Here is a 13,811-nt window from a genome sequence, read left to right as displayed (position 1 = left end):
TTCGTTCGTGCGAAAGCACGATGGCAACTCCACAGCGTGAACTCACTACCCCTTCAGATGAAGGATCACGGGGCTGATCGGTTTCGACAGCGTCTGCTGATCTGCGAGAAGCGGGCCGAGGATGCAGGGTTATCTCGTTAACGCCCCCTGCAAATTGATAAGTGCCAACTCTAAGCGCACTGACTTCTCCCTCGCTGCATAAGCGAGCCAGATAGTCCGTCAGACCGTGGGTGATCCCGACACGGACCCTGGCGTCATCTAGGGATCTTGCTGCGACGTGGCGTCGAGACGCGTCGTGGGACTTTTCCTCGACTGGGCTCGTCGATCTATGTGTCTGTGCTAAAGATCGGAGCCGATGAGAACGCCTCCACAGACTGCGCCCGGAGAAACCCCAGTGAACCAGCGCTGGACGGGGGTTCGATTCCCCCCAGCTCCACCAGGTGTGAGTTCACGCTGTGGCGATGTGCCTCAGCCGCGCCATGTGATCAGGTCGAGAGATTCCTTTGTGTCGGCGAGGGCGACCCAGCCAGAGGCGAACTGGTACGTCATGCCGTACTCGCCCTCTTCGAGGTACCCGACGACGTCCGGATCCTCCGTCAGGTAGACGACGTCGCCGTCCTCCTCGCGAAGCCAGCCGTTGTCTTCGAGGTACTGCTGCAGCTCCGCAGTCTGCTCGGGAGATACCGGTGCCCAGCCGTACATCTGCGCGACGTCTGTGGCGTGCTCGGCATCGCCCCACACGCACTGGATCCCCTCCGCGAGCTCGTGCTCACCGATCCGGAAGGGGCTCTGCTGCGCGCTCCAACCGAGCTCGGCGAGCTGCTCGGCGAACGACGGCCGCAGGATCGTCTCGCACGTCATCGGTCCCGACGCTGACGCGGGCTCCGAGGGTGCCGCGCCGTCGTTCGGGGCGGCGGATCCGGTGCACGCGGTCAGCGTGAACGTCACGGCGACGGCGGCGCCGATTCCGAGAAGCGCGCGCCTGGCTCTCACGTCGCGAACGCTCCGAGCACGTCGTCGTGCAGACGGCCGTTCGTCGCGACCGCCGAGAGCGTGTCGAGGCGGTCGGATCCCTCGCGCGACGTGAAACGGCCTCCGGCCTCGCGCACGATCGCGGCGGCGGCCGCGACGTCGTACTCCTTGACGTCGAACTCCGCCACGATGTCGACTCGCCCTTCGGCGAGGAGCATGTATGACCAGACGTCGCCATAGGCACGGTCGCGCCAGACGCGCTCCTGCAGCGCGAGCAGGGCGTCGAGGTGCCCGGCATCGCGCCACTGCGCGATCGACTGGAAACTGAGCGACGCGTCCTCGAGGCGGTCGACGTCGGAGACGGCGATGCGTCGAGCGCCCTTGTCGCCGTTCGTCCACGCGCCGAGCTCCTCCGCAGCCCACCAGCGGCGAGAGAGGGCGGGCATGCTGACGGCACCGACGCGGATCACGCCATCGATCTCGAGCGCGATCATCGTGCCCCAGGCGGGAACTCCGCGCAGGAAGTTCGCCGTTCCGTCGATCGGATCGATGATCCAGCGTCGTGACGAGTTCGAGGTGGCGCCGTACTCTTCGCCGAAGATGGCATCGTCGGGTCGCGACGCCTCGATGAGGGAGCGGATCGCGCGTTCCGCGGCGAGGTCAGCTTCGGTGACGTGCGACCGGTCGGCCTTCACCGAGACCGACAGATCCGCCGTGTCGAAGCGCGCCATCGTCTCGGCGTCCGCCGCGTCGGCGAGGTGCAGGGCGAGGGTGAGGTCATCCGCGAGAGGGACATCGGCGCTCGTCATCACGTCATCCTATCGAGGGCGCCTCAGCGCAGAACCCACCGGATGAGGTGAGGAGAAAGAAGGTGGTGCGCCCTCAGGGGCTCGAACCCTGGACCCACTGATTAAGAGTCAGTTGCTCTACCGACTGAGCTAAAGGCGCATGTTCACACTCTCGCGCGAACCGAGGAACAACATTACCGACTGTGGGGCCATCGCGCCAATCGGTGTGGCCCCTCGCGTGTCTGAGGAGATGCTGGACGAGGATACGCTGAGCACCGTGACGAACTCGAGACCGCCGTCGATGGCTGACGTCGCCGCGCTCGCGGGCGTCTCCCATCAGACCGTGTCGCGCGTACTGAACGGCAACGCGCACGTGCGGCCAGAGACGCGCGACCGGGTCGCGAGCGCGATCGACCAGCTGGGCTATCGCCGTAATCAGGCCGCGCGCACCCTCGTCACCAGCCGGAGCGCGACGATCGGCATCGTCGCGACGAACACTACCCACTTCGGGCCGGCGTCAACGGTCCTCGCAATCGAGCTCGCGGCGCGGCAGGCCGACCTGTTCGTCTCGATCGCGACCCTCACCTCGTGGGCTCCGCGCGACGTCGCCTCCGCGATCGACCAGCTGATGAGCCAGGGCGTCGACGGCATCGTCGTCGTGGCTCCCATCGCCGACGTCGCGCGTGAACTCGACCGCCTGTCGACGCGGATCCCCATCGTCGCCGTCGCCGCGCGCCGCAACGCACCGACGGACTCCGCGGTCGCCTACGTCTCGGTCGACCAGCACGCCGGCGCCTCGCGTGCGACGCGACACCTCCTCGATCTCGGACACACAAAGCTGGCGCACATCGCCGGACCGCCGGGATGGTTCGACGCCACGGAGCGTGCACGAGGATTCGCGGAGCAGGCGGCCACGTCGGGCGCGCAGACGATGACCGTGCGCGCTGACGGCTGGGATGCGCGGTGCGGATTCGAGGCCGGCCTGCGGCTCGTGGACGAGGTCACGGCGGGTCGCGTCACCGCCGTCGTCGCGGGCAACGACTATCTCGCGCTCGGTGCGATCCGCGCGCTCGGCGAGCGACGGATTCGCGTGCCGCATGACGTGTCGATTGTCGGGTTCGACGACATCGACGGCAGCGCGTTTCTCGTCCCCGCGTTGACGACCGTGCACCAGCCGTTCGCGGACCTGGGCGGTGTGGCGATCGACACCCTGCTGGGGCGACACGCGCCCGCGCAGATTGTGCCCGAGGTCGTCGTGCGCGAGAGCGCGACACTGGCGCGGTCGTGAGCGGACGTTCGCGCCGCGGCGCACCGATCAGTGCGGGGGCGCGCGAGAACCGCCGTCGAGCCCGAAGGCGAGGCGTGTGAGCGCTAACATGAAGAGGAAATCGACCAGAAATGGAGCCCGCAATGACGCAGATGCCACCCGATGACGCGCGTCGCGCCATCCGCAGCGGCGAGACAGCGCTCGGCATCGAGCTCGGCTCGACCCGGATCAAGGCCTGTCTGACGACGCTCGCCGGGGAGACGCTTGCGACCGGTGGGCACGCGTGGGAGAACACGCTCGCCGACGATCTGTGGACCTACCCCCTCGAGGCCGTGCACGACGGGCTCGTCGCGGCGTACACGGAACTCGCTGCCGAGGTCGAGGAACGCTTCGGCGAGCGACTCGCGGATGTCGGGGCCGTGGGCGTTTCGGCGATGATGCATGGCTACCTCGCGTTCGACGCTGACGGCGATCTGCTCGTCCCGTTCCGCACGTGGCGGAACGTCAACACCGCGGCCGCCGCGGCCGAGCTCTCGGACGCGTTGGACATCAACATCCCGCTGCGCTGGACGGTCGCGCATGTGCACCAGGCCGTCCTCGACGGCGAGGAGCACGTCGCGCGTCTCGCCCGCGTCACGACGCTGTCGGGCTACGTCCACGAGCTGCTCACGGGGGAGCGCGTGCTCGGCGTCGGTGACGCATCGGGAATGTTCCCAATCGATTCGGCCACGGGTGACTACGACCGCGACATGCTCCGCACCGCCGACGAGCTCATCCACCGGGCGGGCGCCACCCACCTTCAGCTCGCCGAGTTGCTGCCGACGGTCCGCACGGCGGGGGAGCACGCGGGGCGCCTGACCGACGAGGGTGCACGGCTCCTCGATCCGAGCGGCACGCTCGCATCCGGCGCCGTCGCGGCCCCGCCCGAGGGTGATGCCGGAACCGGCATGGTTGCGACCAACGCCGTGACGCCGCGCACGGGCAACGTCAGCGCCGGAACGAGCATCTTCAGCATGATCGTGCTGGAGCGCCCTCTCAGCTCACGGCACGAGGAGATCGACCTCGTCACGACGCCTGCGGGGCACGCGGTCGCCATGGTGCACTGCAACAACGGCGCGAGCGAGATCGGCGAGTGGGCCGGCGTGTTCGGCGAGTTCGCCCGCGCGCTCGGGCACAATGCGTCCGCGGACGAGGTGTTCAGCGCACTGTTCTCCGGGGCGCTCGCGGGCGGATCCGACGACGGCATCCTCGCCTACAACCACCTGTCGGGCGAGCCGATCGCCCGACTCGACGAGGGGCGCCCGCTCGTCGCGCGTACGCCGTCCTCCTCGCTCACGCTCGCCGGCTTCATGCGCGCGCAGCTGCGCGGATCCTTCGCGACGCTCAGCCTCGGCATGCGCACGCTCGCCGACGAGGGCGTCGAGATCGACGCCATGCGCGCCCACGGCGGCGTCTTCCGGACGGCCGGCGTCGCGCAGCAGCTGCTCGCCGAGGCGGTCGGTGCACCCGTCGCGGTCTCGGCCACCGCGAGCGAGGGCGGCGCGTGGGGAATGGCCCTCCTGGCCGCCTACGCCCACGCACGCACGCGCGATGTCGACGCGACCCTCAGCGGATGGCTCGAAACGGCGATCTTCGCCGACGAGCAGACCTCAGTCGTGACACCTCAGCCCCAAGCGGTCGCCGACCACGCCGACTTCCTCGACCGCTGGACCGCCGGCCTCGCCATTGAGCGTGCCGCGGTCGAGACGATGCCGTGAACGAAGGAGCACGAATGCCCGAAATCGGTCAGATCCCCGACGCGATGCGCGATGCCGTCGACGCCGCCAAGCGGCGCGTTGCCGAGCTGCACGCCGAGCTCCCGCGCTGGGGCCTCGTCGCTTGGACCGCCGGAAACGTCTCCGAGCGCGTCTCCGGTGAGGGCGAGCACCCCGACGTGCTCGTCATCAAGCCATCTGGCGTGAGCTACGACGATCTCGATCCCGACGCGATGGTCGTCTGCGATCTGAACGGCGAACTCATCGAGGGCGGCCGCAGCCCGTCCTCTGACACCGCCGCGCACGCCTACGTGTATCGGCACATGCCCGACGTACACGGCGTCGTGCACACGCACTCGACCTACGCGACGGCGTGGGCCGCGCGCGGCGAGGAGATCCCGTGCGTGCTCACGATGATGGGCGACGAATTCGGCGGACCGATCCCTGTCGGCCCGTTCGCCGTGATCGGCGACGACTCCATCGGACAGGGCATCGTCGAGACGCTTCGCGATCACCGATCGACGGCCGTCCTCATGCAGAACCACGGCCCGTTCACCATCGGAGCGACCGGTCGCGCCGCGGTGAAGACCGCCGTGCTCCTCGAAGAGGTCGCCAAGACGGTGCACGTCACGCGGCAGCTCGGAGAGCCGATCCCGATTCCCCAGGAGAAGATCGATTCTCTCTACCGTCGCTACCAAACCGTCTACGGCCAGCGCTGACGGCCCGCGGGACGCGCTCTCGCGGCGTTGTCGTCGGTCAGCGCACGCCCGGTGCGCTTCCCTTCTCCGCCTTGCGAGAGCACGTCCCGCCGGCCGACGGCCAGCGCACGCGATCCGTCAGTCATCGACCCATCACGTTTGAAAGGAACAGCATGACGAAGCCATACGCAGACAAGAAGGTCTGGTTCCTCACCGGCAGCCAGGGGCTCTACGGCGAGGAGACCCTGCAGCAGGTCGCCGATCAGTCGCGGGCGGTCGCGCGCCTGCTGGACGAGAACGCCGAGGTCGCGGCCCCGATCGAGTGGCGACCGGTGCTCACCGACGCCCCGTCGATCCGTCGTGCCATGCTCGATGCGAACGCCGACGACGACGTCATCGGCGTCATCACGTGGATGCACACCTTCAGTCCCGCGAAGATGTGGATCTCCGGGCTCGAGGAGCTCCGTAAGCCCCTCCTGCACCTGCACACGCAGGCGAACGTCGAGCTGCCGTGGGACACCATCGACTTCGACTTCATGAACCTCAACCAGGCGGCACACGGCGACCGCGAGTTCGGGTACATCCAGACGCGTCTCGGCGTCGCTCGCAAGACGGTCGTCGGCCACGCGAGCGATCCGCGGGTCGTGTCGGAGACGAGCACGTGGATGCGTGCGGCGGCCGGATTCGCCGAGGCACGGAATCTGAAGGTCGCCCGCTTCGGCGACAACATGCGCTACGTCGCCGTCACCGAAGGCGACAAGACCGAGGTCGAGGCGAAGTTCGGCACGCAGGTCAACACCTGGGGCGTCAACGACCTCGTGGAGAAGGTCGAAGCCACGGCGGACTCCCAGATCGACGCGCTCGTCGCAGAGTACCTCGAGCAGTACGAGGTCGCCGACGAGCTTCGGCCCGGCGCAGAGCGCCACGACTCGCTCCGCGATGCGGCGGCGATCGAGATCGGCCTGCGGACGTTCCTCGACGAGGGCGGGTTCAAGGCCTTCACCGACAACTTCGAGGACCTCGGCGCGCTCAAGCAGCTGCCCGGGATCGCCGTACAGCGACTGATGGCCGACGGATACGGCTTCGGTGGCGAGGGGGACTGGAAGACCGCGATCCTCGTGCGCGTCGCGAACGTGATGGGTGCCGGGCTCACCGGGGGCGCGAGCCTCATGGAGGACTACACCTACGACCTCACGCCCGGTGACGGTCGGATCCTCGGAGCCCACATGCTCGAGGTCGCTCCCTCTCTGTCGCAGAAGAAGGCGCGCGTCGAGATTCACCCGCTCGGCATCGGCGGCAAGGCCGATCCGGTGCGCCTCGTCTTCACGGCCGACCCCGGACCGGCCGTCGTCGTCGCGCTGAGCGACGTGCGCACGCGTCTGCGCCTCACGGCGAACGTCGTCGAGCTCGTCACCCCGCCCGAGCTGCCTCACCTTCCGGTCGGTCGCGCGGTGTGGAAGCCCGCTCCCGACCTGCCGACGAGTGCCGCATGCTGGATGGCGGCCGGCGCCGCGCACCACACGGTCATGTCGAATGCCGTCGGCATCGAGGTCTTCCGCGACTTCGCTGAGATGGTCGGCATCGAACTGCTCGAGATCGACGACGAGACGACGGTGCGCGGGTTCCAGAACGAACTGAAGTGGAACCAGGTGTACCACCACATCGCCGACGGCGTCTGAGCCAGGCGAACCGGCCGCGCGTTGCTGTCCGTTTCGCGGCACGAGACGACGCGCGGCCGGTTGTCGCTCGCCGTTTACAACGTTTACCTATAACGTTGTAAATCGCGAGAAGACCACACTGCCGTGCCCTCCTGAGCGCTGCGAGCCGTCGGTAGGGTCGACACGCTCACGGAAGTCTGACGTCGCTCGAAGGAGAAGCTGTGCCCACCGCTCTCATGTCCATCCATCCGCGTTTCACGATCGGCCGGATCCATCGCAACCTCTTCGGCGGCTTCGTCGAGCATCTCGGCCGTCACATCTACGACGGCATCTACGAACCCGGTCACGAGACAGCGGACGCCGACGGCTTCCGCCGCGACGTGATCGATCTCGTGCGTGAGCTCGGCGTGACGACGATTCGCTATCCCGGCGGGAACTTCGTCTCGGGTTTCCGATGGGAGGACAGCGTCGGTCCGCGGGAGGAGCGCCCGCGGCGACTGGACCTGGCGTGGCATTCGACGGAGACGAATGAGGTCGGGCTGCACGAGTTCACGTCCTGGCTCGACAAGGTCGGCAGTGAGCTGATGCTCGCGGTCAACCTCGGTACGCGGGGCACGCAGGAGGCGCTCGATCTGCTCGAGTACGCCAATGTCCCGGCGAAGACCGCACTGACTGATCAGCGCGTCGCCAACGGCCGCCCGGATCCGTTCGGAGTGAAGATCTGGTGCCTTGGCAACGAGATGGACGGGCCGTGGCAACTCGGTCACCGCAGTGCGGACGACTACGGGAAGATCGCCTCGCAGACGGCGAAGGCGATGCGCCAGGTCGACCCCGACCTGGAACTCGTGGTGTGCGGGTCGTCGGGAGCGCAGATGCCGACGTTCGGCGAGTGGGAGCGCACCGTGCTGCAGCACACCTACGACGACGTCGACTACATCTCGTGCCACGCGTACTACCAGGAGCACGACGGGGACACCGCCTCGTTCCTCGCGTCTGCGGTCGACATGGACCGATTCATCGACTCCGTCGTGCAGACCGCGGACCACGTACGCGCCGTCAAGCGTTCCGAGAAGCAGATCAATATCTCCTTCGACGAGTGGAACGTCTGGTACCTGACGCGCTTCGACGACGAGGATAAGATCCAAGACGTCGCGGAGTGGCCGGTCGCCCCGCGCCTGCTCGAAGACGTCTACTCCGTGCTCGACGCGGTGGTGTTCGGCAATCTGATGATCTCGCTCCTCAAGCACGCCGACCGGGTGACGAGCGCCTCGCTGGCCCAGCTCGTCAACGTCATCGCGCCGATCATGACCGAGCCGGGAGGGATCGCCTGGCGGCAGACGACGTTCTTCCCGTTCGCGATCACGTCGCGTCTTGCGCGCGGCGAGGCGCTCGCGGTCACGCTCGACGTGCCGACGTACGCGACGGCGCGCTACGGCGAGGTGCCGCTCGTCGACGCCGTCGCGACGCATGACGCGGAATCGGGGGAGGCCGCCGTCTTCCTCGTCAACCGGTCGCAGACCGAGTCCCTCGAGGTGCGCGTCGACGTATCGGGTCTCGGGGACGTCGACGTACGTGAGACGCACATGATCGCGGACGACGACATTCACGCGACGAACACGCTTGAGCAGCCTGAGCGCGTGGTGCCGTCGGCCAACGACACTGCCCGCGTCGGGAACGGCACGCTCACGATCACCCTGCCGCCCGTGTCCTGGACCGCGGTCGACATCGCGTGACCGAAACGCTCGCACACGGACGCTCGGGCGTCGGACGGCTCGGCCCGCGCGGAGGTTCGCACGGGCCGAGCCGGAAAGAGGGACGATGAAGGCAGAACGCAACTGGGCGGCGAACCTCCGCTACGGAGCCGAGCGAATCGCCCGCCCGCGTACACCGGACGAGCTGCGCCAGACGCTGATGGCCGGCGGCCCGGTACGCGCGCTCGGCAGTCGGCACTCGTTCAACGACATCGCCGATACGACCGGCACGCTCATCTCGCTGGCAGACATGCCGCGCGACATCGACGTCAGCGCGGAGACGGTCCGCGTCTCGGCGGGGGTGCGCTACGGCGACCTCGCGCCGGTGCTCGAGCAGCACGGCCGGGCGCTCGCCAATCTCGCGTCCCTGCCGCACATCTCCGTCGCCGGGGCGGTCGCGACCGGAACTCACGGATCCGGGGATCGCGTGCCATCGCTCGCGGCCGCCGTCCGATCCGTCACGCTGCTCACCGCGAGCGGCGACGAGGTCACCCTTTCTCGCGGCGACGTCGATTTCGGGGGAGCGAGTGTGAACCTGGGATCCTTGGGCGTCGTGACCGCGCTGGAACTCGACACCGAGCCCACCTACCGGATGACGCAGGAGGTGTTCGACGGGCCGCGCTGGGACGCGATCCTCGCCGAGCTCGACGCTGTCACAGCCCTGGGCGACAGCGTCAGCATCTTCACCGCGTGGCGCGACGACGAGTCGGCGGACGCCATCTGGGTCAAGCGCCGCATCAGCAGCACGAGCGTCGGGATCGACGAGGCGCTCCTCACGGGGCTCGGGGCGCGCCCGGCCGACGGGCCGAGACACCCCATCACCGGCGTCGATCCTGCGGCCTGCAACCCACAGGGTGGCGAAGCCGGCGCGTGGTTCGAACGATTGCCGCACTTCCGCATGGAGCACACGCCGAGCGTGGGCGCGGAGCTGCAGAGCGAATTCCTCGTAGCGCGCGAACACGGGGCTGCCGCGATTGCCGCGGTCCGATCCATCGCGAGCACGATCGCGCCGCTGCTTCACGTCTGCGAGATCCGCACCGTTGCCGCGGACGACACCTGGCTCGGTCCGTCATCGGGTCGCGACTCGGTCGCGCTGCACTTCACCTGGCATCCGGACGAGCCCGGGGTTCGCGCGGTGCTGGCGGAGCTCGAGCGGGCGCTCGCTCCCCTCGGGGCGCGGCCGCACTGGGGCAAGGTCTTCGTGCGCGCCGGCCGCGAGATCCGCGACCTCTACCCGCGGTTCGATGACTTCCGCGCGCTGCGCGATCGACTGGATCCTGACGGGCGTTTCCGCAACGCCTTCTCCCGACGAATCGGACTCTGAGGGGAACGGTGGCGACGACGTTGAAGGACGTGGCGGCACGCGCGGGAGTCTCGATCAAGACCGTCTCGAACGTCATTCACGACTACCCGCATATCCGACGCTCGACCAGGCAGCGCGTCGAACAGGCGATCGCCGAGCTCGGGTACACCCCGAACCAGACGGCGCGCAATCTGCGCACCGGGCGCACCGGCGTCATCGCGCTCGCCGTACCGGACCTCGCGCTCAGCTACTTCGCCGAGCTCGCCGGTCGCGTCATCGAGATCGCCGACGAACGCGGCTTCGCCGTGCAGGTCGAGCAGACCGCCGGGACGAGCGAGCGCGAGATCGATCTGCTGCGCGCGCCGCGCCTGCGGATGGCCGACGGCCTCCTGTTCAGCCCGCTGCAGACGACCCGCGCCGATCTCTCCAACCTCGACGTCGACTACCCGCTCGTGCTGCTCGGCGAGCACATCTTCGACGGCCCGACGGACCACGTGACGATGCGCAACGTCGAAGCGGCGCGCGCGGCGACAGAGTTCCTCCTCGACAGCGGCCGCCACCGAATCGCGCTCGTCGGCGCGCACGAGGGGGAGCGGAGCGGATCCGCGGGACTGCGTCTCGCTGGCTACCGGACGGCACTCGAGGCGCGAGGCAGGAGGGTAGACGAGGCGCTCCTCGTGCCGGCGGCAACGTGGCACCGGTCGGACGGACTGCGCGCGGCACGCGACCTCATCGCTCGCGCGGTCGATTTCGACGCGTTGTTCGCTCTCAACGACACCCTGGCCTTCGGCGCGATCCGGGCTCTCGAGGAATCGGGACGCGTCGTGCCGGACGACGTCGCGGTGATCGGCTTCGACAACGTCGATGAAGGAGCGTACTGGCACCCCGCGCTCACGACGGTCGACCCCGGACGCGAGTGGATCGTGCGCCGCGCGGTCGAGGCGCTGATCGAACGCATCGAGGGCTCCGACGCCGCGCCGCGCACGCTGCTCGCCGACTTCCGCATCGTCGAGCGCGAGTCCGCCTGATCCCGCGCGCCGCCGCGGATCCGCCTCAGCGCGTCACTTCTTGCGCGATTTCTTTCGCGCGGTGCCTTCCGCGTTTCCGGACGCCTTGGCGTACTTGTGTTCGTTGCCTGCGATCGGCGAATCGTCGGATACGGGCTCGCCGTGGGATGCCCGGCGGATGTCGCGGATCATCCCGATCGACAGGGCGAACGTGATCGCCCAGCTGATCCACGCGAGCGCGACGCGCCAGGTGAACGGCTGCTGGTCGGATCCCCGCAGCAGCGAGTATGCGCTCGTGAGGGCGCCGATGATGCCGGTTCCGAGGAGGTACTTGCGCATGGGACCACCCTAGCGCGCGGGCGTTAGGCTGACGCCAACGAAGGAGTGTGAGATGTCTCGAGCTGATCTCGTTGTCGTCGCCAATCGCCTGCCCGTCGACCGGGTGGAGGGTCCCGACGGCGAGCCGACCTGGCGGCGTTCCCCCGGTGGGCTCGTCACAGCGCTCGAACAGGTGATGCAGAATCTGGACGGCGCCTGGGTTGGGTGGGGTGGGAAGCCCGACCTCGACGTCGAGCCGTTCGAGTTCGACGGCACGGTGCTCGTCCCCGTCCCGCTCAGCCGCGACGACCTGCGCGACTATTACGAGGGGTTCTCGAACGGCACGATCTGGCCGCTCTATCACGACGTCATCGCGGCGCCCGTCTACAAGCGGTCGTGGTGGGACGCTTACGTCCGCGTCAATCGACGATTTGCGGAGGCCGCTGCGAAGCACGTGCAGGACGGCGGGTTCGTCTGGGTGCAGGACTACCAGCTGCAGCTCGTCCCGCAGATGCTGCGCGAGCTGCGTCCCGACGTGACGATCGGATACTTCCACCACATTCCATTCCCGGCATATTCGCTTTTCGCGCAGCTGCCGTGGCGACGTCAGGTGCTTGAGGGCCTGCTCGGCGCCGACGTGATCGGGTTCCAGCGCGTCGAGGACGCCGGCAACTTCCAGCGGTCGATTCGTCGTCTGCTGCACTACCCGACGAAGGGTGAGACGGTCACGGTCCCGACGATCGAGGACGCCGCTCGCACCGTCATCTCGCGCAGCTACCCGATCTCGATCGATGCGAACCATTTCCTCGAGCTGGCGCAGCGCCCGGACATCATTGCCCGGGCCCAGTCGATCCGCGAACAGCTCGGCGCTGAAAAGCTCATGCTGGGCGTCGACCGGCTCGACTACACGAAGGGGATCCGGCACCGCCTCAAGGCGTATGGCGAGATGCTCGCCGACGGACGCATCACGGGGAAGGACGCGACCCTCGTACAGATCGCGAGCCCGTCACGTCCCGGTGTCGAGGCGTATCAGGAGCTGCGCGACGAGATCGAGATGAGCGTGGCGCGGATCAACGGCGACTATTCGACCGTCGAGACGACGGCGATCCGGTACCTGCATCAGGGCTATCCCCGCGAGGAGATGGTGGCGCTGTATCTCGCCGCCGACGTCATGCTCGTCACCGCGCTGCGCGACGGCATGAACCTCGTCGCGAAGGAGTACGTCGCGGTGCGCGCCGACAACACCGGCGTGCTCGTGTTGAGCGAGTTCGCGGGCGCGGCCGACGAACTCGGCAGCGCGCTGCTCGTGAACCCCCACGACATCGAGGGGACGAAGGACATCCTGTCTCGGTCGCTGCAGATGCCGGTGGCCGAGCAGGCCCGCCGGATGAAGACGATGCGCAAGAAAGTCTTCGACAACGACGTCGTCAAGTGGGGACAGCGATTCCTCGACGACATGGAGACGTCCCGCGCACGGAGGAACGACGCATGACCGACGCGGTGGCTCGTGTCGCGCGCGCTGCGCGCCTCCTCGTCGCGCTCGATTTCGACGGCGTCCTGTCACCGCTCGTGACGGATCCGATGGCGGCGCGCGCCACGCCGGAAGCGAAGCGCGCGGTCGCCGCGCTCATGGACGCCCCCGGAGTGACGGTGGCGTTCGTCTCCGGACGCGCCCTCGGAGACCTCAGAGTGATCGCCGAGCACGACGACGCCTCCCGCGTGTGGCTCGCCGGTTCCCACGGCGCCGAGCACTGGCGCCCTGGGGCCGGCCAGCTCCGCGCGGACGACGACACGGATCCCGCGGACGCGGATGAGATCCGCGAGAGCGCCGAGGCCGCCGCCGCGGCGTTCGAGGGCGCGTGGATCGAAGCAAAACGTTACGGGTTCGCTCTGCACACGCGCACGTCGCCCGACGGCATCGAACCGCGTGCGCAGGCCGCGATCGACGAACTGATGCGCACCGCCGCGCCGGCCTGGCGTCGCCGCGACGGCAAGCACGTGCTCGAGTTCGCCTGGCGACACGAGGGCAAGGACGTCGCCGTCGCCGAACTGCGCCGCGTGACCCAGGCAGACGCCGTCGTCTTCGCGGGAGATGACGTGACGGACGAGGACGCGCTGCGTTCCCTGGAAGAGGGCGATCTCGGCATCCGCGTCGGCCCGGGGGAGACCGCGGCGAGCCTCCGCGTCGCCGACCCGGGCGAGCTTGCCGCAGTGCTCACTCGTCTCGCATCTTTGAGAGCATCCTGACCCTGGATCACGCGACACGATCAGCAAAACGTCGACGTGGTCAGGGGC

At 68.4% G+C, this 13,811-nt stretch carries 12 protein-coding genes, 1 tRNA gene and 1 other RNA gene; 10 read left to right on the top strand and 4 right to left on the bottom strand.

The features are described from left to right. Positions 1 to 69: 69 nt before the first annotated feature. Positions 70 to 439, top strand: a transfer-messenger RNA (tmRNA) gene (ssrA, locus tag IEW87_RS11660). Positions 440 to 468: 29 nt separating this feature from the next. Here ssrA and IEW87_RS11655 read toward each other — a convergent pair. From IEW87_RS11655 to IEW87_RS11645, 3 genes are all read right to left on the bottom strand, one after another. Continuing rightward, a complete protein-coding gene (locus tag IEW87_RS11655; protein ID WP_188712366.1) occupies positions 469 to 993 on the bottom strand; it encodes a hypothetical protein in 525 nt (174 codons plus the stop codon). Continuing rightward, the gene (locus IEW87_RS11650) at positions 990 to 1,781 is read right to left on the bottom strand and encodes an inositol monophosphatase family protein (protein ID WP_188712365.1); all 792 of its coding nucleotides are present in this window, start codon (positions 1,779 to 1,781) and stop codon (positions 990 to 992) included. Before IEW87_RS11650 ends, IEW87_RS11655 begins: the two co-directional genes overlap by 4 nt. Positions 1,782 to 1,844: 63 nt before the next feature. Then, a tRNA-Lys gene (locus tag IEW87_RS11645) sits at positions 1,845 to 1,920 on the bottom strand. Positions 1,921 to 2,037: 117 nt separating this feature from the next. Between IEW87_RS11645 and IEW87_RS11640 the strand changes: the two genes are divergently transcribed. The 7 genes from IEW87_RS11640 (at position 2,038) to IEW87_RS11610 (ending at position 11,219) form a co-directional block, all read left to right on the top strand. Next, positions 2,038 to 3,048, top strand: coding sequence for a LacI family DNA-binding transcriptional regulator (locus tag IEW87_RS11640; protein ID WP_229731121.1), 1,011 nt, complete (start codon positions 2,038 to 2,040; stop codon positions 3,046 to 3,048). Between the two features lie 122 nt (positions 3,049 to 3,170). After that, positions 3,171 to 4,784 carry a xylulokinase gene (locus tag IEW87_RS11635; protein WP_229731120.1) on the top strand — a complete coding sequence of 538 codons (1,614 nt, stop codon included), beginning with the start codon at positions 3,171 to 3,173 and terminating at the stop codon, positions 4,782 to 4,784. Between the two features lie 14 nt (positions 4,785 to 4,798). Then, entirely contained in the window at positions 4,799 to 5,500 is a 702-nt protein-coding gene (locus IEW87_RS11630) for an L-ribulose-5-phosphate 4-epimerase (RefSeq protein WP_188712364.1), read from the top strand. Positions 5,501 to 5,652: 152 nt separating this feature from the next. Continuing rightward, positions 5,653 to 7,158, top strand: a complete 1,506-nt coding sequence (gene araA, locus IEW87_RS11625) for an L-arabinose isomerase (protein ID WP_188712363.1) — start codon at positions 5,653 to 5,655, stop codon at positions 7,156 to 7,158. Between the two features lie 215 nt (positions 7,159 to 7,373). Next, positions 7,374 to 8,870, top strand: a complete 1,497-nt coding sequence (gene arfA, locus IEW87_RS11620; RefSeq protein ID WP_188712775.1) for an arabinosylfuranosidase ArfA — start codon at positions 7,374 to 7,376, stop codon at positions 8,868 to 8,870. Positions 8,871 to 8,955: 85 nt separating this feature from the next. After that, positions 8,956 to 10,212 carry a D-arabinono-1,4-lactone oxidase gene (locus IEW87_RS11615; protein ID WP_188712362.1) on the top strand — a complete coding sequence of 419 codons (1,257 nt, stop codon included), beginning with the start codon at positions 8,956 to 8,958 and terminating at the stop codon, positions 10,210 to 10,212. 8 nt (positions 10,213 to 10,220) lie between these two features. Continuing rightward, positions 10,221 to 11,219: a LacI family DNA-binding transcriptional regulator gene (locus IEW87_RS11610; RefSeq protein ID WP_188712361.1), complete on the top strand. Its 999-nt coding sequence runs from the start codon at positions 10,221 to 10,223 to the stop codon at positions 11,217 to 11,219. Between the two features lie 33 nt (positions 11,220 to 11,252). Here IEW87_RS11610 and IEW87_RS11605 read toward each other — a convergent pair whose 3' ends face one another. Then, on the bottom strand, positions 11,253 to 11,537 hold the full coding sequence (locus tag IEW87_RS11605) for a hypothetical protein (RefSeq protein ID WP_188712360.1): 285 nt from the start codon (positions 11,535 to 11,537) through the stop codon (positions 11,253 to 11,255). 52 nt (positions 11,538 to 11,589) lie between these two features. On the opposite strand from IEW87_RS11605, the gene IEW87_RS11600 reads away from it, so the two are divergent. Together IEW87_RS11600 and otsB are read left to right on the top strand one after the other, a co-directional pair. Further along, positions 11,590 to 13,008, top strand: a complete 1,419-nt coding sequence (locus IEW87_RS11600; RefSeq protein WP_188712359.1) for an alpha,alpha-trehalose-phosphate synthase (UDP-forming) — start codon at positions 11,590 to 11,592, stop codon at positions 13,006 to 13,008. Continuing rightward, entirely contained in the window at positions 13,005 to 13,763 is a 759-nt protein-coding gene (gene otsB / locus IEW87_RS11595; RefSeq protein ID WP_188712358.1) for a trehalose-phosphatase, read from the top strand. Before IEW87_RS11600 ends, otsB begins: the two co-directional genes overlap by 4 nt. Positions 13,764 to 13,811: the final 48 nt, after the last annotated feature.

This window comes from Microbacterium faecale (assembly GCF_014640975.1).
GTDB lineage: Bacteria > Actinomycetota > Actinomycetes > Actinomycetales > Microbacteriaceae > Microbacterium > Microbacterium faecale.
The sequence above is the reverse complement of the archived record's forward strand: the minus strand, read 5'-3'. Positions and strand labels throughout refer to the sequence as shown.